Raw genomic sequence first — 23,594 nt, 5'->3', positions numbered from 1 at the left:
GCTCGAGGACAGCTACTCGGGGAGCAGGGCCGCCTGGATCTGCGAGGCGTTGCCGCCACGGCCGGCGTAGAGGGCACGGCCGACCGGGAGACGCTGGGAGGCGACGCCGTTGACGAGGCGGCCTTCCATCCGGTCGCCGGAGAACAGCAGGCCGGGAGTGCCGATGTCGTTCATCCGCTGCAGAAGTGGCTCGAACAGGGCCCGCGAGATGCCGCCGGTACGACGGGCCACCACCAGGTGCAGGCCCAGGTCGCGGGACTGCGGCACGTATTCCACCAGCGCGTCGAGCGGGTTCCCGGCGGACGCGGCGACGAGGTCGTAGTCGTCGACCACGAACATCACCTCCAGGCCTTTCCACCAGGTCCGGGTCCGCAGCTGCTCGGAGGTCACGGCCGGGCCGGGGATCCGCTGCCGGAGCGAGCCGGCGATCTCGGCGGCGACCGCGGCGGTCTGTTGCTGCGCGGTGCAGTACGCCAGCAAATACTCCGGTGGCACCGCGTCCAGCAGCGTCCGCCGGTAGTCGACGAGCACGATGCCCAGCTGCTCTGGAGTGGCGGCGGCCATCGCTCCACGCAGCAGTACGCGCAGCAGGTTGGTCTTGCCGGTCTCGCCGTCGCCGTAGACCAGCAGGTGCGGGTCGCCGCCGGTGAGACTGACCCCGGCGGGTGCCAGGTCGCGCTCGGAGATGCCGACCGGGATGCTGGCGTCGCCGATGTGTACGGGCGGCAGCGCTGACCAGTCGAAAACGGCCGGCAGCGAGCGCACGACCGGGACGGCTGTTTCCGGCCACCGCGCCCGTACGGCTGCGACCAGCTCCACTTGCGCCCGACCGAGATCATCGACCGAGGTTTTCCCGTCGACCCGGGGAAGTGCCACCTGGGCCAGCAGGTCGCCTTCGACCAGCGCGCGGCCCGGGGTGTCCTTGCTGATCCGCTCCATGATCTTGCGGTCGAAGGCGCTGTCGAAAGGATCGTTCAGCCGCAGGTCGACCCGGCCGCCGAAAGCGGCCTGCATGCGCAGCCGAACCTGCATGGTCTGGCCGATGCTGAGGATGACGTGCACGCCGTAGTTCAGGCCTCTGGCGGCGATTTCGGAGACCGCGCCTTCCAACACCTCGAATTCCTCCCGGAAACTGCCCCAGCCGTCCACCACCAGGAAAATGTCCGCTGGAACGTCCGGCGGCAGCTGACCGGCGGCCCGCGCGGTCCGCAGTGCCGCCATCGAGTCCAAGCCGTGTTGCCGGAAGATCTCCTCGCGTTGTTCGACCGCGCTGGCCACCTCGCCGATCACTCGGCGGATCCGGTCCGGGTCGACCCGGCTGGCGACCGCGGCCACGTGCGGCAGCTCCTCCAGCGGACCGAGGCCGCCACCTCCGTAGTCGACACAGTAGAAGGCGACTTCGCCAGGCGCGTACCGCAGGCTCATCGAGCAGATCATCGTTCGCAGCAGGGTCGATTTCCCGGCCTGCGGCGCACCGGCGACCAGCAGGTTTCCACCGCCACGGGTGAAATCCCATTCCATCGGGAACTGCCGCTGCGCTCCCGGGTCATCGACCAGCCCGACCAGCGCGGACACCGTGCCGGGCAGCGCGCGACCGGCCGGGTCCTGGACGCGGTCCAGCGTGACGAGCGCCGGCAACGGCTCCAGCCACACCGGTCGTACGGGCTGCGCGCCGGCGTTCGCGAGCTGCCGGACGATCACGTCCATGACCGTGGTCGCGCCACCTTTTGCCGGCGCGGCACCAAGATCCTCCTTCGCGGCCTGGGCCTGTCCGATCGCGGCGATCCAGGCACCGACACCGTTGACCGCCAGATATGGCACCACAGGGACGTATTGTTTCGGTGCGTCCTCAGGCGCCTGGTACGGCGCGGACACCAGCGCGGCCTTGAAACGCTCGAAAATGGTGGTGTCCACCTTGAGAAAACCGGAGCCGGGCTCTGGCGGCAGGTGGTACGCGTCGGCCACGCCGATGGTGTCCCGGCTTTCCACTTCGGAGAACGTACGCAGGCAAATCCGGTACGACAGATGCGATTCCAGGCCGCGGATCTTGCCCATTTCCAGTCGCTGGGTGGCCAGCAGCAGATGGACCCCAATGGACCGGCCAATCCGGCCGACCGCCACGAAAAGCTCGGCGAAATCCGGTTTCGCGGCCAGCAGCTCGGAAAACTCGTCCACGATCACCAGCAGCTCGGGCAACGGCTCCAGCGGCTGGCCTTCGTCGCGAAGCGTCTGATACGCCGTCACGTTGGGCAGGTTTCCGGCCGCTTTAAGGATTTCCTGCCGGCGCTGCATCTCGCCGTAAAGGGCGTCCCGCATCCGGTCGACCAGCGTCAGATCGTCGGCGAGGTTGGTGATCATGCCGGCCAGGTGCGGCAGGTCCTTCATGCCGGCGAAGGTCGCGCCGCCCTTGAAGTCCACCAGCAGCAACGCCAACCGGTCCGGCGAGTGGTTGATCGCCAGCGAGGACACCAAAGTACGCAGCATCTCCGACTTGCCTGAACCGGTCGCGCCGACCACCAGACCATGCGGGCCCATGCCGCCGTGCGCGGACTCCTTGAAGTCAAGCATCACCGGCCGGGAGTCCGCGCTGATGCCGATCGGCACCCGCAGGAACTCCCGCGACATCCGCGGCTGCCAGGTGGTTTGCGGGTCCAGCGCGGCGACATCGGGCACCCCGAGCACCTCGGGCAACCCGATCGTCTCGGTCAGCGACTCGGCCGACTCGTCGGCGGCCAGCCGGAGCGGCGCGAGCAGCCGCGCCATCGCGAGCGGCTGGCCGTCCGGCACCTGATCGACGGCGAAGGTCTCTTCGGTCGGCAGCTCGGCGGTGCCATCGGGGCGTACGACGATCCGGCAGTCGACGTCCTCCGGCTCCTCGCGCCGGGTGCCCAGCAGCGCGATCAGGTGAATGCCCAGGTCACGCAGCTGCACCGAGCGGTCGGCCGGCTCCAGCCCGCGGACGGTCGTCAGGTTCTCGCCGTCGATCAGCACCACGATCGGCCGCATCCCGGACGAGACCTGGCCGCGCCGGCGCTGCAAGGTTCCGAGCCGCAGCTCGATTTCCGGCTGCAGGGTTTCGGCGAGCGCCGACACCGAGGAAGCAATCAGCCGGGCCGGCAGCTCGCCGTCCATGGTGGCCGGACTTTGGGTGTGCGGCAGCCATTTCGCCCAGTCCCAGCTGGCTTCGTGCCGCTCGTCCCGGACGATCGCGAGGCGTACGTCCTCAGGCGCGTGAAAGGCGAGCAGCTGGCTGATCATCGCGGTCGCCAGCTGTCGCCCAGTCGCGCGATCGCCGACCACGGTCAGCACCCCGAAGTCGCGTACGGCGACTGGCACTGGTTGGTCGTGCAGCCGGTGGTAGCGGTGTTCGAGCTGCCGGGCCGCTTCGGCGCAGACCGGATCGGTTTCGGACAGCGGGCTGAAGTCGCTGGACTGGGTCAGCTGGGTCGCGATCGGCCGGTCGCCGGAACCGGCCCGCAGCACCAGGAAGTCGCTGTCGGCCGGCCGCCGCTCCCACCGCCGGGCGTCGATCCGGGCCACGTCCAGCAGCCGGGCCGGCTCCGGGTGCCGCCAGGCCGCATCAGCGCGTTGCAGATCGATGGTGTCCCGCAGGTCGCGGCGGAGGTCCTCGATGTAGTCGAGGTAGCGCTCGCGGGACTCCCGCTTCTGCCGGCGCGGCCCGGTGCGCTGGCCGATCAGCATGATCGCCCCGACCCCTACCGAGCCGACCAGCAACAACAGGCCGGCGACCGCGAACAGCGGCTTGTCCGGGTTGGTGACCGCGACCAGCAGCGAGCCGCAGCCGGAGATCACCGGCATGACCACCATCGAGGCGCTCATCGACGCCGGCGGCTGCGCTTGCAGGTGGGGCGGCTCGGCGATCTGGACGCGGTCCGCCGGCACCGCCGGTGGCGCGATCCGGGCCGGCCGCCGGACCAGCGTGGTCGTCATGCGATCTCCAGAGCCGAGCGGTCGAGGTGCTGGGGTTGCGGCTGCACGGGACCATAGTGGACGGTCCATGCCACCATGACGTGCTGACGGCACGTACGGCCGGAAACCGGGAGCAGTACGAGCAAGGTGGACACTGTCCCCGGACAGTTCAGGGGTCGCGAAAGGGGAAGGCACAGGGTGCCGACCGCGTACAGCAGGGTGACCGTGGTGCACGGGTCGCGGCGGGTCGATCTGGCGCTGCCGACCGAGCTGCCAGTGGCCGACGTGGTGCCGCAGGTGTTGCGTTTCTGCCTGCCCGAGACCGGCGCGGACCAGCCGCAGGCCTGGTCGTTGGGGCGGGTCGGCGGCAAGCCGATCGCGCTGGCCCACTCGCTGACCGAAGAGGGCGTCGTGGACGGCGACGTGCTGGAGCTCCGGGCGGCCGAAGTCGGTGGCGCCGAGGCGTATGTCGAGGACGTACGAGATGCCGTCGAGGACTCGGTCGACGCCGGCGACGACCTGTGGGCCAACCGGACGACTCAGGGCTTCGTGCTGATGGCCGCAGGGGTAGCGATGGCCGCGTTGCCGCTGCTGCCGGCCGTACGGGAGCCGCACCAGGCGGGTTCGTTGCTGGCCGCGGTGCTCGCCGCCGTCCTGCTGGGTGGCGCGGCTTGGTGGGCGGGCCGGAACACGTACGTACGCGCCGCGACCGTGCTGGTCACCGTCGCCGCCGGCTGGGGTGGCCTCGCCGGCTGGCTGTTGGCCACCTGGCTGGGCGCCGGGCCGGTCGTCGCCTTTGGTGCCGCGCTGGTCTACCTGACCGCGATCGTGGTGATCTGCCGGGGTCTTACGTCGTACGCGACCCCGCATCTCGCGGCCTGCGCGGTGCTCGTACCGGCCGGCCTCGCCGCCATGGTCACCTCGTTGGCGGGCGGCTCGATCGACGACGCGGTCCTGGTTGACATGCTGTTGGCGATCCTGCTCACCGGCGCGCTGCCGCGGGCCTCGATCGCGGTCGGCGGCCTCGCGGCGGCTGACTTTCGGCTCCGCAACGTGGCCCGGATCAGCGAACAGGAACTGACCGATCGAGTCCGGCAGAGCACGTATTTGCTGACCGGTTCGCTGACCGGCGCGGCGCTGGTGGTCGCCGCCGGAGTCGGCTGGCTGATCCGGTCGACGACCGTGTGGGGCCTGCTGTTGCTGCCGGTGATGGGCGTGTTGTTGCTGCTCCGGTCGCGAGCGTTCGGCCGGCTGCGGCACGTGCTGCCGCTGCGCCTGGGCGGTGCCGTGGTGCTGGCCGGAGTCGGGCTGGCCACCGGCGAGCGGACGCCTGGGCTGCAGCAATGGGCCGCGGCGCTGGCGATGATCGCGGCCTTGGTGGTGCTGGTGATCGCCGCGCTGCCGGTCACACCGGTCACCACCGCACGCGCCAAACAGGTCCTGAACTGGGTGGAGATCGCCGTGGTGGTCGCCGCCGTGGTGCTGACCGTCGGCGCGAGCGGCGTGTTTGCGTCGATGGCGAATTATGAAGGGATCTGAGGGGGTGGGCATGACCGAAGCCGACGAGCAGGACTCCGACACGGTCGGCCGGGCCGCTCAGGACGCCGCCGGAGCGCTGGCCAGGATGGGCATCGACCCGGGTGTCCTGGGCCTACAGGCGCCACCGCCGCTGCCCGTCGCGCCACCGGCATGGCAACCGGTGTCGGCCAGCCCGCTGGCGGTTGGCCCGGTGTCCGCCGCGCCCGGTGCGCCGCCCGGCCCGTACCCGCCGTCGTTGCCTGGCGGCTTCCAGCATCCGCACCAGCCGACCCTGCGCGAGCCGGACACCGGTGGCGGGCTGGCCGTTCCACCGCTGGCCACGGTTTTCCGGCCGGCTGGCACCGGCCGAATCGTCGGCCGAGCGGCGCCGATGCCGACCAGCTCACCGCCTTCGGGCGACGGTTCGCTGCGGTTCGCGAGCCCCGGGACGTATCTGCGCCGGCCGCTGGAGACCATGCCGCAAGGCCTCGTGGGGCCTGCAGTGCCACCGTTGCCACCGCAGCCCGCTGGTCCGGATCCGGCTGCTCTGCAGGCCGCCGGCGGGACCGTGCGGCAGCAGTGGGGGACGTTGCCTGGGATGAGCGGCCTGCGGCAGGTCGCGCGTGGTGCTGGCAAAGGCATCGTGGCGCCGTCCGCGGCCGGGTCGATTCAGCGTGAACGCGAGTTGATCGCGCGCGTACGCACCAGGCAACGCGAGCCCCGCGTCACGTCGTTCTTCTCCACCGTCGGGGGCGCTGGCACCACGACGACCTGCGCCGGAGTCGCGCTCGCGCTGGCGACGGTACGAGGTGACCAGACCGCTCTGGTCGACGTACAGGCCGGCACCCGGTCGCTGGCCTCCCGAGTCGCCGGCACGTCCTCGGTCAGCGCCAACGACGTGATCCGAGCCGGCACGATGGCCGCGCTGCCGCAGCCCCCGGCCACCATCGGTTCGCTCGCGGTGATCGACAGTGCGCCCTGGTATTCGCCGGCCGAGCGCGGCGACCTGGTCGAGATGTTGCACCAGGTCCGGGCTGCCTACCCGTTCACCGTGCTGGATGTGGGTGACGAGGTCTCCGGCACCGCGCACGCGATGATGTCGCGCGCCGACCGGCTGGTGATCGTGCAGCCGGCGCAGCCCGACCTGGTGGATGCTGTGCAGTACGCGATGGGCCGGATCAACCAGGTCGATCCGGACCGGCTGCGGCACTTGGTAGTCGCGGTGGTCGGGATGACCAACCGGTCGTACAGGACCGCCATCCGCCGGCTCGGCGCGCTGCTCGGGGCCAGCCAGCGGGTCGTGCTGGTGCCGTACGACCGGGCGCTGGAGGCCGGTGGCCCGCTCTCGCTGGCCGCGCTCCGGCCAGCGACCCGCGAGGCGTACCTGACCCTGGCCGCGTTCGCCGCCGAACGTACCGACGAGAACTTCGTCCGGTGACGACCCCGCCGCCGGCCGCGCCCCCTCGGAGGCCTCGGCAGAAGACGCTTGCCGGCTGGTCTTCGAGCACCACCCCCAACGTCGAGCGCTACATGCTCGAATCCGATGTGCTGCGCCGCCGGCAGCTGCGGGCCGCACTGCTGTTCGGCTCATCCCGTACGTGGCGGGACCGTCGGCGGATCTGGCCGGGCGTGCTGGTCGGGGTGATTCTGGTGGCCGTGGTGATCGCCGGGCTGGCGGTCGCTGGCGCCTTCCGTAAGCAGCAGGCCTCCGACGACCAGCAGAAGAAGCAACAAAACGCTCCGGTGACCGCGCCCCTTACGCCCTCCAGCCACCCCTGATCGTGCCCGCCCGAGTTAGGCGCCCACCTTCTGGTTGACCGACGCGATGCCGGCTGGGGCCGCCGCGAGCGCGGCGTGGATCGCGTTGGCCAGCGCCAAAGCCGACTCCTCGGTCAGCTCCAGCGCGACTCGCGCGGACGGGCCGAGGGCCGGGTTGAGAATGTCGATGTTCACCGTGTGCGCGTACGGCGCGTGCACGGGGTGGTCGATATAGACGGTCGCGCAGGTGCAGCCGAACCAGCCGGTCGCGCCCTTGCCGCTGCCGTCGATCTCGATTTTCTCCGTCAGATAAGTACACATGGGACGGTCCTCCAGAACGTCAGGAAGCCAGGTATTTGCCGAAGAACTCCCAGATCCGCTGCCAGCCCTGCTGGGCGGCGTCGATGTGGTAGTTCGGCCGGTTGGTGGTGAAGAACGCGTGCGTCGCGCCTTCGTACGTGTGGAATTCGTACGGCTTGCCGAGCCGGTCCAGCTCGGCGGCGAGCTCGCCGGTCTCCTCCGGCGACGGGAACTTGTCCTCGGCGCCGAACAGGCCGAGCAGCGGGCAGCGCAGGTCCTTGGCCCGGTCCAGGATCGGCTCGACCTGCAGCGGGAAACCCAGCTCCGCGGGCGTACGAATGATGAAGGCGCCATAGCAGTCGACCGCGGCCTGCAGGTCGACGGCGGTGGCGGCCAGGAACGACTGCCGGCCGCCGGAGCAGTAACCGATGGTGCCCACTTTGCCGTTCGAAGAGGGCAGCGAACGCAGGTGTTGCGCCGCCGCGGCCACGTCGCCGATCAGCTGGTCGTCCGGCACGCCACCGTTGTTCCGGGATGCCGCCGCGGCGTCATCCGGGCTGGCGCCGGGGGCGTCCCGGTGGTGCAGGTTCGGGCAGAGCGCGGCATAGCCGTTCGCCGCGAAGGTGCGGACGATTTCCTTGGTCCCACGGTCATAGCCGGGCATGTGGTGAATCACGATCACCGACCCGCGCGGGGTGTCGTTCAGCGGCGTGGCCAGGTAGGCCTCGATCTCGTCACCGTTGTGCCCGGTGATGCTGATGGTTTCCGCGCGCAGTGCGTCTTGCATTCTATTTCTCCTTTAACCCGCGTGATTGTCCGCAAGCGGCTGGCTCGCCGTGCATCTTGTTGCGATTCAAGGACAACGCGACAACGATCAGGCCATGCGCAGTTTCCGATCGTTGGTCGCCTTGCTGGTGACCGCAATGCTGATCGCCGGCTCTTTCACCGTACCCGCGGCCTTCGCGGACGCCGGACCGGCGGTACGGGCCGATGACGGCGCGCGGGTAGTCGCGCAGACGTGGGTGGACAGTCGCACCCTGGACCTGACTGTGGACTCCCCGGCGCTCGGCACCACCGCGAAGGCCCGGCTGCTGGTGCCCGCCGGCTGGTCGATGGGTGCGCACCGGAGCTGGCCGATCCTCTACTTGCTGCATGGCTGCTGCGACTCGTACCTGAGCTGGACCCGAAGCACCGACGTGGCCGCGTTCACCGCTAAAACGCCGGCGTTGGTCGTGATGCCCGAGGGCGGCCCGGCCGGCTTTTACTCGAACTGGTGGAACCACGGCGAGCGTGGCGCACCGGCGTGGGAGACCTTCCACCTGACCGAGCTGCGACAGCTCCTGGAACGCGGCTACGGCGCCGGCACCAGGCGGGTGATCGCGGGCCTGTCGATGGGCGGTTTCGGGGCGCTGTCGTACGCCGCGAGGCATCCCGGAATGTTCCGTGCGGCCGCGTCGTACAGCGGCGTCATCGACACCACGTACGTCGACGCCAAGATCAACAGCCCCCAGGTCATCATGCAGATCGTCGGTGCCACCGGCGCGGACCCGTCGGCGCTCTGGGGCGACCCGGACCGGCAGGCGGCGATCTGGGCGGCGCACAACCCCACCGATCTGGTGCCGCTGCTGCGTTTCACGCCGACCTTCGTGTCTTGCGGCAACGGACAGCCCGGCCCGTACGAACCGCCGAACGCGTCCCCTGATCCGCTGGAAGGTGGCCTCTACCAGGAAAACCTGGCGTTCATCACGCGCGCGAAGGTGTTTGGTGTGCCGCTGACGACTGACCTTTACGGCCCAGGCATCCACAACTGGCCGTACTGGCAGCGCGAGCTGCACCGCTCCTTCCCGCTGCTCGAAAAGGGCCTCGGCGTGCCGGTGACCTAGTACCGCCGGGCCGCTCGCGTGGATGTCCGCGGGGGAACCCTACTTGCGCTCACGGCACGTAAGCGTCCCCCGAGCACGAGTTGTCCGTTCTTGACAGGTCAACATAGAGCGCGCGCTTACTTACGTGACGTCTAAAACCCACGTACCCACCCCCCGCCCTTAAAGGGCGGGGGCTCAAAATGTCACCTCGGTACGACAGTTTCGCGCCGCACCGCCCTGGATTCGCACAATCGGGGCCCGATTGTGCGGCCCGGACGCTACTCGACGGGTGGGGTCCAGAAGGTTTGGATTTGTTCGGCGACCGCGCCGCGGCGGGCGTAAAGCGCTCGCCCTACCGGCAGTCGGCGGGAGACCGCGCCGTTGGCCAGGCGGCCTTCCAGACGGTCGCCGGAGAAGAGCAGGCCGGGGGGGGCGAGGTCGTTGAGCTGCTGCATCACCGGTTCGAAGATGGCCCGGGAGGCGCCGCCGGTGCGCCGACTGACGATCAGGTGGATGCCGAGGTCGTGGCCCTGCGCCAAGTACGGCAGCAGTGGCGTCAGCGGGGAGCCGCCGGAGCCGGTGACCAGGTCGTAGTCGTCCACCACCAGGATCACCTCCATCCCGTCCCACCAGGACCGCTCGCGCAGCTGCTGCGGTGTCACGTCCGGGCCGGGCAGCCGCGCCTTCAGTGAGCCGGCCAGCTCGCCGCAGACCTGCTGGGTGTGCGCCGCCGAGGTGCTGTACGCGAGCAGGAAGTCCTTCGGCACCAGGTCCAGGTTGGCCCGCCGGTAGTCGACCATCACGATGCCGATGCTGGCGCTGCCGTCCAGCACGCTGCCGGTGCCGGATCCGGCCACCAGTTGGCGTACGACCGATCGCAGCAGCGTCGACTTGCCGGTCTCGCCGTCGCCGTAGACCAGCAGGTGCGGGTCGCCGCCGAGCAGGTTCAGGTAGGCCGGCGAGAGGTCCCGCTCGGACAGTCCCAGCGCGATCCGCCGCTCGCCGAGGGCGGCGATCGAGTCCAGCACGCTGGACAGGTCGACGATGTCGGGCAGCACCTGTACGACCGGCACCTGGCCGGCCGGCCACCGGCGTTCGACCTGCTTCACCAGGTGGCGTACGCCGTCGCCGAGGTCCTCCGTGTCGGCGATCCCGTCCACCCGCGGCAGCGCGATCTGGATGAAGTGCTTCGGGCGTACGAGCGCGCGTCCGGGCACGTCCTGGGGCATCTCCTGGGCGGTCAGCCGGTCGATCTGGGAGTCGAAGTGGTCGGTTAGCCGGAGCTCGATCCGGCCGCCCATCGACGAGCCCATCCGAGACCGGATCTGGTTCGGCGACGACACCGAGACAATCGTGTGGACGCCCAGCGTCGGGCCGCGCTGGGCGATCTCGACGATCAGGTCCTCGATATCGGTGTCCGCTTCCCGGAGCGGCCCCCAGCCGTCGATGATCAGGAAAACGTCGCCGAAGATGGCCGCCGGCACCTCGCCGGACGCCCGGCCGCGACGCAATGCGTCGGCGGAGTCCAGGCGGTGTTGGCGGAGCACACCTTCCCGGGTGTCGAGCATCGCGTGTACGTCACTGATGGTGCGCCGGACCCGGTCCCCGTCCGAGCGGGTCGCGACGGCCGCCACGTGCGGCAACGCTTCCAGCGGAACCAGCTGGCCACCGCCGTAGTCCACGCAGAAGAACGCCACCTGCCCGGGCGCATAGCGCAGCGCGAGCGAGCTGATCAGCGTTCGCAGCAGCGTGGACTTGCCGGACAGCGGGGCGCCCACCACGACCAGGTTGCCGTCGGCGCCGGTGGCGTCCCAGGTCAGCGGGTCCTGCCGCTGCTCGCTCGGAACATCCCGGAGTCCGAGCAGCGCGATGATGTGTCGCGGGTCGGCCGCCTCGCCGGCCGCTTCCCGGCCGTGCACACTGTCGAGGGTCAGCGCGGTCGGCAGCGGTGGCAGCCATACCGGTCGTACGGGCGTGGACTCAGCCATCGACAGCGTGTCGACGATGACCCGCAAAACCGTGGTGCCCTCTTCGTCGTCCTCGTCGTCGGTGATCGCCGACAGCACCTGCTGCTGCGCGACCGCGAGAGCACCGGCGCCGTTGGTCGCGTTGTACGGCAGCACCGGCGCGATCACTGTCTCATCGTCGCTCGGCGGCTTGTACGCTGATGACACCAGCGCGGCCTTGAACCGCTCGAAAACCGTGGTGTCGACCTTCAGGAAACCCGAGCCGGGTTCGGGCGGCAGGTGGTACGCGTCCGGCACGCCGATGACCTCGCGGCTCTCGCTCTCGGAGAAGGTCCGCAGGCCGATCCGGTACGACAGGTGGGACTCCAGGCCGCGGATCTTGCCGGCCTCCAGCCGCTGGGTGGCCAGCAGCAGGTGCACGCCGATCGACCGGCCGATCCGGCCGACCGCCACGAAAAGCTCGGCGAAGTCCGGTTTCGCGGTCAACAGCTCGGAAAACTCGTCGATGATGACCAGCAGGTGCGGCAGTGGCGGCAGGTTGCCGCGGTGCGCACGCACTTGTTCGTACGCGTCGACGTTCGGCAGTTTTCCGGTATCCGAAAGGATCTGCTGGCGGCGGGCCATCTCGCCGTAGAGCGCTTCCTTGAAGCGATCGACCAAACTGAGGTCGTCGGCCAGGTTGGTCACGCTGCCGGCGACGTGCGGGAGCGGGTCCATGTCGGCGAAGGTCGCGCCGCCCTTGAAGTCCACCAGCAGCAAGGCGAGCCGGTCGGGGGAGTGGTTGATGACCAACGACGCGACCATCGTACGAAGCATTTCCGACTTGCCCGAACCGGTCGCACCGACCACCAGTCCATGTGGACCCATCCCGCCTTGGGCGGATTCCTTCAAGTCCAACAAAACCGGCCGGCCATCGGGTCCGACTCCGACCGGCACGCGGAGGAATTCGCGCTGTGGCCGGGGTTTCCAGGTGGTGGTCGGGTCGATCGCCGCCGGATCGTCGACGCCGAGGATTTCCGGCAGGCTGATGGTGGAGGTGAGTACGTCCCCGGAGTCGCTCGCCGACAGCCGGACGGGCGCCAGCTGGCGGGCCACCCCGGCGATTTCCGCGACGCTCACGTCGTCGACCGTGAACGGGTCGGCCAGTCCTTCGGTGGTCGCCGTTCCGTCCGGGTTAACGGAAATCCGGGCGTCCACAACGGACAGTTCGGCGGCCCGTGACTCGACCAGGACGACCAGATGAACGCCCAGGTCGGCGAGCGAGGAGCCCTCTTCGGACTCCAGCCCGGAGATGGACGGCTGGAACTCGCTGTCCACCACGACGACCAGTCGGCGGCCGGTGAACTCCTGGCCGCGCCGGCGCTGCCGGTTGACCTTGCGTTCCTCGATCTCCTCGGCCAGCAGCTCGGCCAGCTCGACCGTCGAGTTCGCCACCAGCCGGCTCGGCAGTGGCCCGTCCGTACGAGCCTCGTCCTGGCTGTGCGGCAGCCATTTCGCCCACTCCCAGAACGTCCCGAGCTGCTGGTTGCGGACCACCGCGACCTGCACGTCGTCTGGCGAGTGGAAGGTGACCAGCTGGGCCAGCAGGGCGCGGGCCAACCGCCGCCCGACCGTGCGGTCGCCGACCACCGACAGGGTGCCGATCTGCCGCAGTGGCAGCACGATGGGCTGCTGGGACAGCGAGCCATAACGCTCCACCAGCTGCTGCGCCACGCCGAGACCGACCGGGTCGTACGACACCAGGGGGTTGTTCGTGTCGGCCTGCAGCGACAGCGGCCGGGCCAGCGGCCGCTTGCCGGTGCCGATCCGCAGGTCGAGCGCGTCCGGATGGCTGGCTCGGCGCTCCCATCGACGGGCGTCCAGCCGGCACGCGTCCAAGAGTGTGGACGGGTCCGGATGACGGACCGCGGCGGCCTCATGCTGGTCGGCGACCACCTTGCGCAACAGCCTGCGCAGGTTCTCCAGGTAGTCCAGGTAGCGCTCGCGGTTCTCCCGAACCTGCCGGCGGGCGCTGTTGCGCGTACCGACGAACAACACCACGCCCAGCCCGACCGAGCCGACCAGGAACAACAGTCCGGCGATCGCCTGGACCGGCCGGCCCTGGCTCGTCAGGGTGACGATTAGCGAACCGGACCCGGAGATGATCGGGGTGAGGACGACGGCGAAGTTCGCGCCACCCTGCTGGCCTCCGCTCTGCTGCGGTGGGGCCGCCACCAGGATGGGATCGGAGCCGGGATCGGGCACCGCGATGCGGGCCGGCCGCTGCACCAGGGTGGTCGTCATGCCGCCGACGATATGCTCTCCCGGCGAGGGCGGCGCGCACTGAGGTAGCAGGTGAGCCGTCGACCGGAATTGATGCGCGAGCCAGCCGGCGCGGTTGCCGGAGTGCCGCTGAAAAGCGGCACTGCCACTGGGTCGAAACGAGGGGGCGCAGTGCCAGCGGGCTACAGCCGAGTCACCGTGGTCAGCGACTCGCGCCGCGTCGATGTCGCGCTGCCCGCGGCCCTACCAGTGACGGACCTCTTACCCCAGCTGCTCAGGCTGTGCAGTCCGCCGCAGCCAGGCAGCCAGCACCCCGTTTCGTGGGCGCTGGTCCGCTTCAACGGCACCCTGCTGCAGCCCGAGGCATCGCTGTTCGAGTCCGGGGTGATCGACGGCGAGGTGCTGGAGCTGCGCGGCGGCGCGAGCGCCGGCCGTCCCGCGTATGTCGAGGATGTCAGGGACTCCGTCGAGGACGTGGTGGACGGCTCCGGACGGCTGTGGCGTGGCCAGATCAGCCTCCGGTTCGCGCTGATCGCCGCCTCGCTGGGGATGTTCGCGTTGCTTTTCGATCCAGCCGTACGTGCCAGCGGCTCGTTCGCCGCGCTCGGCCTCGCCGCGGTGGTGGCGATCGCGCTCTGCGGCGCCGGCTGGTGGGCCGGCACTCAGGGCGAGCCCAGCTCCGGTCGGCTGGCGATCGTGGTGGGCTGCCTGTGGGCCGGTCTCGCCGGCTGGCTCGGCGTCCTTGCGGCCGGCGGGTCGATGCCGCTCGCCGGCGCGGTCGCGCTGGTGGCCGCGCTGGTCCTGGCCTCGCTCGTACGAGCCGGCACCCCGCTCGCGGCTGGCCATCTCGCCGGCTTCGCGGTGGCCGGCGCGGTCGGTGTGTGCGCCGCGGTCACCGCCCTGCTGGGTGGGCCGATCGACGACGTGATCCGGATCGCTCCGGTGCTGCTGGTCGTGGTCGTCGGCGCGATGCCTCGGTTGTCCCTGTCGGTCGGCGGCCTCGCCTCGGCCGACTACCTGGTGCGCTCGGGCGGTCAGATGGCCTCGAACACGCTGACCGACCGGCTGTCCCGCAGCGGCGCCTCGCTGGTCGGCGCGCTGATGGGCATCGGCCTGCTGACCGCCATCGCCTGCGTTCGGCTCGCGTTCATCGACAGCTATTGGGACCGCGGCCTCGGCGCGTTGCTTGCCATCGCGCTGCTCCTGAGATCGCGGGCGTTCTCGCAGATCTGGCACATCCTGCCGCTGCGCGCCGCCGGTGTGATCGGCCTGGTCGCGCAGGGCTATGGCCTGGTGTCGTACGAACCGTCGCTGCGGCTCTGGGTGCCACTGGTGGCGGTTGTGGTGGCGGTCGCGTTCGTACTGGTCAGCGCCGTGCACCCGAGTGACATCGCAAGAGCCCGAATCAAGCGGATCCTGGACTGGGCGGAGCGGCTGATCGTGGTCGCCCTCGTCCCGGTCTGCGCCGGTGCGGTCGGCGCGTACGCGCTGGCCATGTCAATGTTGGTCAAATGACGGCAATGTCTGTGCTGCGGTGCCGCGAGAGGCCAGCCCGGTGACCGGCCCGGACCGTACGCCGGCCGACCCCGCCGACCCCGCGAAAGCGCAGGGCCGCGCTGCTGTGCCTCCCAAACGGCCGGCTGAGGTGCCGGCTGAGGGGGCCGACCAGAGCGCGCCCAGGTCCGGTGCCCCCGCCGGCACCCGGCCGCAGGGCCGCGCCCAGGCACCGCTCGCCGCACCGGCCGATGACTCCGGCACCAGCCGCCAGGCCGGCGGGTACGGCCGGTCGGCCGGCCGCGCGTCGGTGCCACCTCCACCCGCTGCCCCGCCTCCCGCTGCCCCGCCTCCTGCTGCCCAGTCACCTGTTGTCCAGTCACCTGGTAGCCAACAGCCGGGCGTACGACCTCCAGCCACCCCGCCAGCTCGGCCGAGTGAGAACCCGCCGGGCAAGTGGCCGTCGTACTTGCCGGAGCCCCCGCCCGGCGCGTTCCCGTCCGGCCGCCCCGGCGGGCCACCGCCGCCAGCCACCGGGCCGCCACCGACCCCTGCTCGCCCCCCGGTGCCGCCGACGCCGTACCGATCAGCGCCATCGGCGGGTCCGGTATCGACGCCGCCGGCCGGCCAGCCACCGGCTCGGCCCGCATCGGGGCCACCACGGTCCACGCCAGGTGACCGGCCGGCCGCTGCTGGGCGAGAGGGCGAGCGTCCACCGGTACGCCGACCCCGCACCCCGCCGCCTCCGCAGCCTGGCCCACCGCCCGCCCTCGGCCCGCCGCGCTATGTCGGCCCCTCCGGCAGCAACCCACGCCCACCGGCCGCCGCACCGCGGCCCAACCAGTCCGCTCGCCGTCCGAGCCCGCCACCGCCCGGGTACCCACCAGCGCCGCCCGTCCCGCCACCGCCAGCACGGCCGCCAGCACCGCCGCGCTCCGACCCACCACGCCCGGCTGCCCAACAGCCATCGCGGCAAGCCCAGCCGCCAGTGGTACAGCCTCCTGAGCCCGCATCGACGCCACCGGCAGCAGCAGTACGGCCGGCATCCACTCCGCCGGCGCCTCCTCGGCCGGTGGCCCAGTCTCAACCGATGGCCCAGTCTCAACCGGCGGCCCAGTCTCCGGCCGCGCCTACCTCAACGCCACCAGCCAGCCGACCGTCCGCGAGTGGGCCACCATCGCGCCCGACCCAGCCCATTCCGCACCCTGGCCCGCCGCCCATCCCGACCGGCTCCGCAGCGGGATCCGTCGAGCCGTTCGCGCCCGTACGGCCAACCGCGCCGCCCGCCTCGGCAGCACGGCCGGCTCCGCCCGCACCCCAGCCAACGCGCCCGCCGGCCACGCCCGCACGTCCGGCGTCCGCGCCGCCGGCTAGACCGACGAGCACTCCGCCGGCGGCAGCCTCACCCGGTCCAGCACAACCCGGTCCAGCACAACCCAGGCCAGCACAACCCAGGCCAGCGCAGCCCGGTCCGCCGCCACAGGTAGGCCCGCCGCGGCCGGTTAGTGCCCGGCCGGCGCAACCACCGCGGGCCGCCTTGCCCGCACCCGTTTCCGCTGGACAGCTGCCCGTTAATCCGGCGAACCCGTACGACGCCATCCCGGCGCCCTGGCAGCCGCAGTCGTCCTCGGTGCTGGCCGGTCCGATCGCTACCCCGCCGCGAGGCGCAGGGCCAAACACCCCGCCAGGCGCACTGCCGGCGCCGCGCCCGGTCGGGCCGCCGGCGGTCAAGGGCGGGCTCAGTACGGGCGGTGTGACTGGCTGGCGAGGGCTCGTGTCGTCCGTCGTCTTCGGCATCGTCAATCCCGGCTCGGCCGCCGTCGCCGAGCGTGAGCGGCGGGTGCTCGCGACGGTACGAGGCCGCCAGCCGGGCCCACAGATGGTGGCGTTGATCGGTGCCGGCAATCGGGTCGGGACCTCCACCACGGCCGCCGGACTCGCGCTGACCCTCGGTGCGTTGCGTCGGGAGAACGTGCTGCTGATGGCTGTGGTGGCCGGTGGCGCGTCGATCGGCGAGCGGCTGTCCGGGCAGCGGGCGCCGTCGACCGCGGACGTACGCCAGGTGGGCGGCGGTATGGTCGACCCGCTGATGATCCCGTCCGGCGTACACGTTATCGACGCCGCGCCGTACAACAACCCGCTGTCCCGTACGGCTACCGCGGAGATGCTGGACAACTCGCGGAACAAGTACGCCTTCACCGTGGTGGACGCGGCCACCAACGTCGAGGACGCCGGCATGACCAGCATCGCCCGGGCCGACCGGGTCGTGGTGGTCACCCTCGGCACCCCCCAGGGCCTAGGCGCGGCCCAGGGTGCGCTGGGCCGGCTGCGGCCGCGGGTGGGTACGCCGATGCAGCCCGCCGTGGTGTTGACCGTGCTGCTCCCGCCCGGTGGCTCGCGGGCCTCCGTGCAGTCGTCCGCGGACCAGTTGGCGGCCGCGGTCGGCGGCATCGCGGTCCTGGTCCCGTACGACCCGGCGCTGGCCACCGGCGGTCGGCTGGACCCCGGCGGCCTCACCCCGGACACCCGCCGCGGCTATCTCGACCTGGCCGTCGCGATCACCGCCAACGCATAGAAAAGCGTCTGGAAACCGAGGCGTCCAGACGCTTTTCAGCTACTTCAGGCTGCCGTTGCGGATCCGGGTCTTGTACTCGTCGACGCTGTTGTAGTAGTTGTGCGCGACCTGGTTGTTGTCCTTGTCCGAAGCCTGGTTCTGGAAGGCGCTGGTGTCCACCCCGGCGCCCTTGATGGCCGTGCGCAGAGTGTCCTGTGCGGCACTGGACTGGCTCGGGTTGGGCAGCAGTTCGGTCGAGGACTTCAGGTGCCCGTCGGTGAACAGCTCCGGGTTGGTGTGCGCGGTGATCTTGCCCTCGCTGGCCAGCTCGTTGACCTCGCCGTAGTAGGTGTTGTATTGCAGCCGGTCGAGGCCGTAGCCGTTCTGGGTGGAGATGTTGATCGGGATCTTGCTCGGATCCGACGGCGTGGTCGCGTCCGCGTAGGCCGAGTTGAAGAGGCTCTTGCCGCCGGCGATGAGCAGTTTGGCGACCCCGCTGCCGCCCGGGATCGGCGCCAACACCACGTCCTTGATCAGGCCGGCGACCACCTTCTCCGAGGCCGCGTGGATAGCGGCCGCCTTCTGCTGCGCCTCCTGGTCGCCGAGGCCGGTCTCGATCAGCCCGTTGTTGACGCCGACCTCCAGGTACGAGTCGATCCTTGCGACCGAGTTGCCCAGTTGCACAGCGTGCTGGTCGTTCGTGCTGACCTCCATACCGCCGAGCTTCTGCTCGTACAGCTGCACCGACGTGGATAGTGCCTCGGCGGCCTTGGGGTCGGTGGCGATCAGGCTGAAGATCCGGATCCGGTCGCCCTCGCTGATCTGCACGTCACCGCCGCGTACGTCCGTCGGCCCGCCATCGGGGTCGGCGGCGAACCGGTCGATGAAGCCCACCGCGGTCTCGCCGAGCGCCGCCGTGATGGCCGGGTTGCGGGCGCCGAGGGTGTGGTTGTCGCCGGTCGAGCCCGGGATGTTGGTCAGCAGGTTGTAGCCGCCGTCCTTGCCGTTCGCCTGGCCGACCAGTGCGAAGAGGCGGTTGGCGGCGCTGTTGGCGAGCGCCTGGTCGGCCGGGTTGGACGAGTTGTGGGCTGGCCCGATCCAGTCGATCAGGTGCGCGGCCGTACGGCCGTCATCGGCGTACTCGTAGCTGAGCAGCGCCGCCACCGGGTTGGTGTAGTGGTCGTGGCCGTCGCCGAGCCCGTTGGACGAGCGACCGCCGGGCACGTGGCTCGGATCGAAGCCAACGCCGTTGAGCACGTCGGTGATGCCGGCGTGGTTGCGGGTGGCGACGTTGAGCAGCCCGGTGATCAGGTGGTCGGCGGCACCGTGGTCGAAGAGGACGTTTCCGGTCAGGCCGTGGTCCTTCAGGTCGCTGTCTTTGAAGCCCTGGCCGTAAAGCCGGTCGTGGAACGACTGCGACGCGTCCGCGATCTCGCCCAGCCGGTAGGTCAGCTGAGCGGAGAACTTCTCGCCACCGGAGATGTTCGGCGGGGTGTTGCCGAGCAGGTTCAGCAGGCCGTTCCAGTCCTGCGGCCGGTTGATGGCGACCGGCTGGACACCGTTGTACGGGCCGGGGGCTTGGTACGCGTTGTCCGTCAGCAGGCTCCGCACCTCTGGCGGCAGTCGGTCGAACCCGCCGTGCTGGTTCGGGTCGTCGGTCTTGAGGTTTTCGTTGGACAGCAACAACAGGCCGCTGCCGAGGTCGGTGGTGTAGCGGCCCTTGTCGGCGTCGTTGAAGCCGCTCTTGCTCAGGTAGTCCGGCAGTTTGAAGACATTGCCGCCGAGTCCGTTGTAGAGAGTGGTCAGATATGCCAGTACGCCGGCCGAAACTCCGACGCCGGCCGCGATCGCGGCGGCGGCACCGCTGTTCACCTGGTCCAGCAGCTCCAACGCTCGGCGTACGTCCTCCTGCGACACGTTCTTGCCGTTCGCCGCGTCGTTGAGGACCTGCGCCGCGTGCTGGGCGTCGGCCGCGGTCACCGGCGGGGTGACGTGATGGCCGGGAAACGCCACGTACGAACCCCACGACAGCGCGCCCGCCTTGGCGAGCGCCTGTAGGTCCGCGTCGTTCGGGTCGTGCTGCACCCGGCCGGCCAGGTCGTTGGCCTGCGTCCGGAGAAACTCGAGCAGGGCGTGCGCGCGACCAGTGATGTCGCCGGCCTTGTCGTTCTGGGCGCTGTCGACCGCCGAGTGGTAGGTCGCCAGTGACGCCTTCTGCTCCTCCGGCGTGATGTCGTTGGCCTCGGCCTGCCGGCCGGTGAGCGGCCGCGCCACCCCGAAGCCGGTGGACAGCGCCTGCTGCCACTCGGCGAGCAGCGCGTTCCGCTTGGTCTTGAAGTCCTGCACGTCCAGCGACCAGTTATGCGCGATGTCCGCGCCGTAGGTGGCAGATCCGTACGCGGCCTCGAAAGCGGCCAGGTTCTTGCCCGCCAGGTCCTTGATCGGGCCGGCGATGACCTCGGAGAACTGCAGCGCGGCGGTGTTCACCGCGCTGTTCACGTCGGAGCCGTGCCCGCTGATCACCGCGGCGACTCCGCGCAGCTGGTTCGCGGCGGCGTCGATGGTGCCGGGGTCGGCCGGGGTGTCTGGGATATCTGGGGTGGCAGCCATGGGATTCAGTCCTCGTTTATCGCAAGATCAGATGGCGCGAACAGAGCCGCGGTTGATCGACGGCAAAGTGCTCTGGGCCTGCCCAAAGCCGGTCGAGTTGTCGCTGTCGGTGGCGACCAGCGCGGCGGCGCCGGTCTGGATGTTGATGCCGGAGGTCTGCGCGAGAGTGAGTACGGCGTTGATCCGGTCGATGAAATGGGCCTGGTATCCGCCGTACGCACCGGGAAGGCTGGCTTCCTTGGCAGCGTCGGCGCACGCTTGGGCGGCCCCGGTGAACTGGCCGCGGACAGCGTTCGCGGCGTCCGCGGCTGCCTGCGTGTTCTGACCGGCGGAGTGCGCCTCGTTCGGGTTGCCGGCGACGTCCATCGGATCTTCCTCCCTCACATCCACGATCCGGCGGTCCTCGCACCGGATGATCACCAGCCTAAATGCAGGTCCGAGCTGGCAACTCCCGGAATCGTGCCACCACGGCGGCGACCGCTCCCCAGTTCGTGCCACCTCCGCGCCGGAGGGCCGCGGCCGGTGCGTACGAGCGGCAGAGTCCTCCTTGTCGCCCAGCAGGGAGCTGGGACTCCGGCCGCACCAGCAAGTCGCGGCGGAGCATCGCGGAAGGGCTCACTGCCATGGCTGACAACTTCATTGGTTTGACTCAGGCGAATGCGTTGGGTCAGGGCGGGCAGCATCTGGGTTCGCAGGCGCAGAGCATTCAGCAGCAGTTGAACGCGTTGATTGATGACATGTCCAAGGACAAGGACGTGATTCAGGGCAATGGGTTGGTGGCGTTCCAGAACGCGAAGAACGAGTTGGTGGGTCGTTTTGGTGAGTTGATGCAGTGGATCAACACGCACGGTATTCACCTGAGTGATGCGCAGACCGGGGTCAATTCCACCGATCAGCAGTCCGGTGACGACCTGTCCAGCGCCAGCTCCGGCCTGTCTGCCCTGGTCGCCAACCCGAACCGCTGAGCCCGCGATGTCAGCTGAGCAACCGATGTCAGCTGAATAACGATGCCAACTGAATAACGATGCCAACTGAATAACGATGCCAACTGAATAGCCGCCGGGGAAATCCACCACTGTCCCACGGGGGAATAGAGAGATGGGGCGGTCACTACGACAGTGGCCGCCCCTTCTGCCAGCGACAACATCGCTCTCCCCAGTTCGTGCCAGGTCCGCGCGCAGGTGCGGCTGGACCGACCGGGAGCCGGCAAAGTAGTCATCAACGGCAAGAACAAAGTGTTTCTCACCAGGGAGTTTGTTATGGGCGCACAGTACGAGGTCGGCGGGAATGTCTCCGGGCTGCAGAACCTGGCGTCCGACCAGCAGAGCTACATCGGCCGGTTCAACGGCATCCTGAACGAGATCAACTCGGCCGCCAAGGACACCCTGTCCAAATGGGACGGTGGCTCCTCCGAGGGTTATTCCAAGCAGCACCAGGAGTACGACGCGCACTTCACCCAGGTGCAGAGCGCGTTCAACAAGCTCGTGTCGGCCACCGACGGCGCCGCCAGCAACTACTCCGCGTTGATGGGCAAGCTCAACGGCCTGTTCGGCGGGTAGCACGGCTGGCTCGTACGGGCGGATGGGAGCATGGGCGGCGTGACCGTACCGTTCGGCCAGCCGCCGCAGTATCCAGGAGGCCATCAGCAGCAGCCGCAGGGCGGCGCGGCCGGACAGCAGCAGCCACCACCACCAGCACCACAGCCCCAGCCGACCGTCCCGCCCGCGTTCGTGACCACCCCGAACGCAGAGCGTCACCTGCTGGAGGCGGACGCGTTGCGGCGCCGCCAGCTCGGATCGGCCTTCCTGCACGGTTCCGGGCGGACCTGGCGGGATCGCCGTACGGTCTGGCCGTTCGCCGTGCTGGGCGTCGCGGTGGTGGCCGTGGTGATCGCCGGGTTCGCGGTCACCGGTGCCTTCCGGGCCCAGCAGTGCGACACCGCGAAGATGGCCCAGCAGCAGGCGAGTCCGTCCGCCACCGCGGTGCCAGCGGCCTGCATGAGCTCGACAGAGCCGTCGACAGGGCCTTCGCCCAAGCCGACGACGCGGACCTCGGTCACGCCCTCCCCGTCACCGTCTCCGGCTCATCCGTCGGCCAAGCCGTCCGCTTCGAAACCGCCGGCATCCAAGAGTTCCGGCTCGATTCCAGGTCAGCCCGGAGGCTGACGAATCACCACAAAAACTACCGAGCGACACAAATTGCATACTATTTGTGACACGCCGTATCGGGGACCGTTCGTCGCAGGGAAACGGCCGCTTATCGCATTACTTGAGGTGTCCGCTTCCGCAGCGTGACCGTCGGTCCTTAGTGTCCGTCACACGAGGCCGCTACAGGGCGTCGCAACGGAATTACTGTCTGCCCCTGGGGGTGGGGCTGAGGTTCGTCTGGTTCCGGCCGGCCGGAACGGGCGCGCACTGAAGGGTGGGGGGCGGCCGCGTCCGCGCGGCTGTCAGTGCACCACCAACGTCGGCGAGGAGGCAGAGGCCCTCGCCGGCGTTGGTGTGTTTCCAGCCGAGAGTCTTAGGTTAGCCTCAACTCATGCCCGCGACCGTCCCCCTGCTCGAGCTGCGAGGCGTGGCCGTCGGGTATGCCGAGCGGCTGGTCCTTCAGGACATCGATCTGGCCGTACCGGCCGGCAGCGTCACCGCGATCCTGGGTGCGAACGGGTCCGGCAAGTCGACGCTGTTGCGCACAGCCGCCCGCCTGCACAAACTCGCGGCCGGCTCCATCCGGGTGGGCGGGACGGAGTTGTCCGAGCTGTCGGCCGGTGCGTTGGCCCGCCGGCTGGCCTTCCTGCCGCAGTCCGCGCTGGTGCCGCCGGGAGTGTCCGTACGAGAACTGGTCGGCTACGGCCGTACGCCCCATCAGGGCCTGCTCGGCCGGGCCAGTGGCACCGACCGGGAAGCCGTCGACGAGGCGTTGGCGCGTACGCGCCTGAGCGATCTCGCGGACCGTACCGTCGACGCGTTGTCCGGCGGCGAACGGCAGCGGGCCTGGATCGCGATGGCACTGGCGCAGCGGACCGACGTGCTGCTGTTGGACGAGCCGACCACGTTCCTGGACCTGCGGCACCAGAGCGAGGTGCTGGACCTGCTGCACGACCTCGCGGCGGACGCTGGCAAGGCGGTGGTGGCCGTGCTGCACGACCTCAACCACGCCGCCGCGGTCGCTGACCAGGTGGTGCTGGTCGGGGACGGTCGGCTGATCGCCGCCGGTCGGCCCGCCGAGGTGATCACCACCGAGCACATCCGGGCCGGCTACCGGTTGGAGGTCGCCGTGGACACCGACCCGGAGACCGGGACGCCGGTTTGCCGCCCGTACCGCTTGAACCACTACTGA

Annotated in this window: 19 protein-coding genes; 10 read left to right on the top strand and 9 right to left on the bottom strand. The window is 70.0% G+C overall.

The window, feature by feature from the left end:
• Nucleotides 1–12: 12 nt before the first annotated feature.
• Entirely contained in the window at nt 13–3,951 is a 3,939-nt protein-coding gene (gene eccCa, locus ABD301_RS13785; RefSeq protein WP_344310429.1) for a type VII secretion protein EccCa, read from the bottom strand.
• Between the two features lie 177 nt (nt 3,952–4,128).
• Here eccCa (ABD301_RS13785) and eccD (ABD301_RS13780) point away from each other — a divergent pair, with 177 nt between their 5' ends.
• The 3 genes from eccD (ABD301_RS13780) (at nt 4,129) to ABD301_RS13770 (ending at nt 7,227) form a co-directional block, all read left to right on the top strand.
• Nucleotides 4,129–5,469, top strand: a complete 1,341-nt coding sequence (gene eccD / locus ABD301_RS13780; protein ID WP_344310427.1) for a type VII secretion integral membrane protein EccD — start codon at nt 4,129–4,131, stop codon at nt 5,467–5,469.
• Nucleotides 5,470–5,479: 10 nt separating this feature from the next.
• Nucleotides 5,480–6,886 carry a MinD/ParA family ATP-binding protein gene (locus ABD301_RS13775; protein ID WP_344310426.1) on the top strand — a complete coding sequence of 469 codons (1,407 nt, stop codon included), beginning with the start codon at nt 5,480–5,482 and terminating at the stop codon, nt 6,884–6,886.
• A gap of 92 nt (nt 6,887–6,978) precedes the next feature.
• A complete protein-coding gene (locus ABD301_RS13770) occupies nt 6,979–7,227 on the top strand; it encodes a hypothetical protein (protein WP_163568298.1) in 249 nt (82 codons plus the stop codon).
• A 15-nt stretch (nt 7,228–7,242) separates the two neighbouring features.
• Here ABD301_RS13770 and ABD301_RS13765 read toward each other — a convergent pair whose 3' ends face one another.
• The gene (locus ABD301_RS13765) at nt 7,243–7,527 is read right to left on the bottom strand and encodes a DUF6295 family protein (RefSeq protein ID WP_163568285.1); all 285 of its coding nucleotides are present in this window, start codon (nt 7,525–7,527) and stop codon (nt 7,243–7,245) included.
• 19 nt (nt 7,528–7,546) lie between these two features.
• The gene (locus tag ABD301_RS13760; RefSeq protein ID WP_344310423.1) at nt 7,547–8,293 is read right to left on the bottom strand and encodes a dienelactone hydrolase family protein; all 747 of its coding nucleotides are present in this window, start codon (nt 8,291–8,293) and stop codon (nt 7,547–7,549) included.
• Nucleotides 8,294–8,387: 94 nt separating this feature from the next.
• Between ABD301_RS13760 and ABD301_RS13755 the strand changes: the two genes are divergently transcribed.
• Nucleotides 8,388–9,389 carry an alpha/beta hydrolase gene (locus ABD301_RS13755; RefSeq protein WP_344310421.1) on the top strand — a complete coding sequence of 334 codons (1,002 nt, stop codon included), beginning with the start codon at nt 8,388–8,390 and terminating at the stop codon, nt 9,387–9,389.
• A gap of 257 nt (nt 9,390–9,646) precedes the next feature.
• On the opposite strand, the gene eccCa (ABD301_RS13750) is transcribed toward ABD301_RS13755, so the two are convergent.
• Nucleotides 9,647–13,618: a type VII secretion protein EccCa gene (eccCa, locus tag ABD301_RS13750; protein WP_344310419.1), complete on the bottom strand. Its 3,972-nt coding sequence runs from the start codon at nt 13,616–13,618 to the stop codon at nt 9,647–9,649.
• Between the two features lie 150 nt (nt 13,619–13,768).
• On the opposite strand from eccCa (ABD301_RS13750), the gene eccD (ABD301_RS13745) reads away from it, so the two are divergent.
• Complete coding sequence (eccD, locus tag ABD301_RS13745; protein ID WP_344310417.1) at nt 13,769–15,112, top strand: type VII secretion integral membrane protein EccD; 1,344 nt, start codon at nt 13,769–13,771, stop codon at nt 15,110–15,112.
• On the opposite strand, the gene ABD301_RS13740 is transcribed toward eccD (ABD301_RS13745), so the two are convergent.
• Both ABD301_RS13740 and ABD301_RS13735 read right to left on the bottom strand, forming a co-directional pair.
• Nucleotides 15,095–15,826: a hypothetical protein gene (locus ABD301_RS13740; RefSeq protein ID WP_279583323.1), complete on the bottom strand. Its 732-nt coding sequence runs from the start codon at nt 15,824–15,826 to the stop codon at nt 15,095–15,097. The two genes, eccD (ABD301_RS13745) and ABD301_RS13740, sit on opposite strands and share 18 nt — an antisense overlap.
• 366 nt (nt 15,827–16,192) lie before the next feature.
• Nucleotides 16,193–16,888 (bottom strand): hypothetical protein, encoded by a 696-nt coding sequence (locus ABD301_RS13735; protein ID WP_344310414.1) that lies wholly within the window; start codon nt 16,886–16,888, stop codon nt 16,193–16,195.
• On the opposite strand from ABD301_RS13735, the gene ABD301_RS13730 reads away from it, so the two are divergent.
• Nucleotides 16,866–17,666, top strand: a complete 801-nt coding sequence (locus ABD301_RS13730) for a CpaE/TadZ family protein (protein WP_344310412.1) — start codon at nt 16,866–16,868, stop codon at nt 17,664–17,666. The genes ABD301_RS13735 and ABD301_RS13730 overlap by 23 nt on opposite strands.
• 39 nt (nt 17,667–17,705) lie before the next feature.
• Here ABD301_RS13730 and ABD301_RS13725 read toward each other — a convergent pair whose 3' ends face one another.
• Genes ABD301_RS13725 through ABD301_RS13715 form a run of 3 tightly spaced genes read right to left on the bottom strand, consistent with a single transcriptional unit; the run spans nt 17,706 to nt 20,880 of the window.
• The gene (locus ABD301_RS13725; RefSeq protein WP_344310410.1) at nt 17,706–20,255 is read right to left on the bottom strand and encodes a TPR repeat domain-containing protein; all 2,550 of its coding nucleotides are present in this window, start codon (nt 20,253–20,255) and stop codon (nt 17,706–17,708) included.
• Nucleotides 20,256–20,282: 27 nt separating this feature from the next.
• Nucleotides 20,283–20,645, bottom strand: a complete 363-nt coding sequence (locus tag ABD301_RS13720) for a hypothetical protein (protein ID WP_344310408.1) — start codon at nt 20,643–20,645, stop codon at nt 20,283–20,285.
• A 34-nt stretch (nt 20,646–20,679) separates the two neighbouring features.
• The gene (locus tag ABD301_RS13715) at nt 20,680–20,880 is read right to left on the bottom strand and encodes a hypothetical protein (RefSeq protein ID WP_163573742.1); all 201 of its coding nucleotides are present in this window, start codon (nt 20,878–20,880) and stop codon (nt 20,680–20,682) included.
• Here ABD301_RS13715 and ABD301_RS13710 point away from each other — a divergent pair.
• The 4 genes from ABD301_RS13710 to ABD301_RS13695 all read left to right on the top strand — a co-directional run bounded on the left by ABD301_RS13710 (nt 20,879) and on the right by ABD301_RS13695 (nt 23,594).
• Entirely contained in the window at nt 20,879–21,220 is a 342-nt protein-coding gene (locus ABD301_RS13710) for a hypothetical protein (RefSeq protein WP_163573743.1), read from the top strand. The two genes, ABD301_RS13715 and ABD301_RS13710, sit on opposite strands and share 2 nt — an antisense overlap.
• A 153-nt stretch (nt 21,221–21,373) precedes the next feature.
• Complete coding sequence (locus ABD301_RS13705) at nt 21,374–21,814, top strand: WXG100 family type VII secretion target (RefSeq protein ID WP_279583324.1); 441 nt, start codon at nt 21,374–21,376, stop codon at nt 21,812–21,814.
• Nucleotides 21,815–21,853: 39 nt separating this feature from the next.
• Nucleotides 21,854–22,420: a hypothetical protein gene (locus ABD301_RS13700; protein WP_344310405.1), complete on the top strand. Its 567-nt coding sequence runs from the start codon at nt 21,854–21,856 to the stop codon at nt 22,418–22,420.
• 373 nt (nt 22,421–22,793) lie between these two features.
• Entirely contained in the window at nt 22,794–23,594 is an 801-nt protein-coding gene (locus ABD301_RS13695; RefSeq protein ID WP_163573745.1) for an ABC transporter ATP-binding protein, read from the top strand.

The sequence above is a fragment of the Fodinicola feengrottensis genome (assembly GCF_039530045.1).
GTDB lineage: Bacteria > Actinomycetota > Actinomycetes > Mycobacteriales > HKI-0501 > Fodinicola > Fodinicola feengrottensis.
This window is presented reverse-complemented; position numbering and strand designations above follow the sequence as displayed.

Excerpts from the sequence above, each read along its gene's own strand:
- eccCa (WP_344310429.1), bottom strand. The coding sequence starts at position 3,951 with ATGACGACCACGCTGGTCCGGCGGCCGGCCCGGATCGCGCCACCGGCG.
- ABD301_RS13775 (WP_344310426.1), top strand. The coding sequence starts at position 5,480 with ATGACCGAAGCCGACGAGCAGGACTCCGACACGGTCGGCCGGGCCGCT.
- ABD301_RS13770 (WP_163568298.1), top strand. The coding sequence starts at position 6,979 with ATGCTCGAATCCGATGTGCTGCGCCGCCGGCAGCTGCGGGCCGCACTG.
- ABD301_RS13765 (WP_163568285.1), bottom strand. The coding sequence starts at position 7,527 with ATGTGTACTTATCTGACGGAGAAAATCGAGATCGACGGCAGCGGCAAG.
- ABD301_RS13760 (WP_344310423.1), bottom strand. The coding sequence starts at position 8,293 with ATGCAAGACGCACTGCGCGCGGAAACCATCAGCATCACCGGGCACAAC.
- ABD301_RS13755 (WP_344310421.1), top strand. The coding sequence starts at position 8,388 with ATGCGCAGTTTCCGATCGTTGGTCGCCTTGCTGGTGACCGCAATGCTG.
- eccCa (WP_344310419.1), bottom strand. The coding sequence starts at position 13,618 with ATGACGACCACCCTGGTGCAGCGGCCGGCCCGCATCGCGGTGCCCGAT.
- ABD301_RS13735 (WP_344310414.1), bottom strand. The coding sequence starts at position 16,888 with ATGCCGAAGACGACGGACGACACGAGCCCTCGCCAGCCAGTCACACCG.
- ABD301_RS13725 (WP_344310410.1), bottom strand. The coding sequence starts at position 20,255 with ATGGCTGCCACCCCAGATATCCCAGACACCCCGGCCGACCCCGGCACC.
- ABD301_RS13710 (WP_163573743.1), top strand. The coding sequence starts at position 20,879 with ATGGCTGACAACTTCATTGGTTTGACTCAGGCGAATGCGTTGGGTCAG.
- ABD301_RS13715 (WP_163573742.1), bottom strand. The coding sequence starts at position 20,880 with ATGGCAGTGAGCCCTTCCGCGATGCTCCGCCGCGACTTGCTGGTGCGG.
- ABD301_RS13695 (WP_163573745.1), top strand. The coding sequence starts at position 22,794 with ATGCCCGCGACCGTCCCCCTGCTCGAGCTGCGAGGCGTGGCCGTCGGG.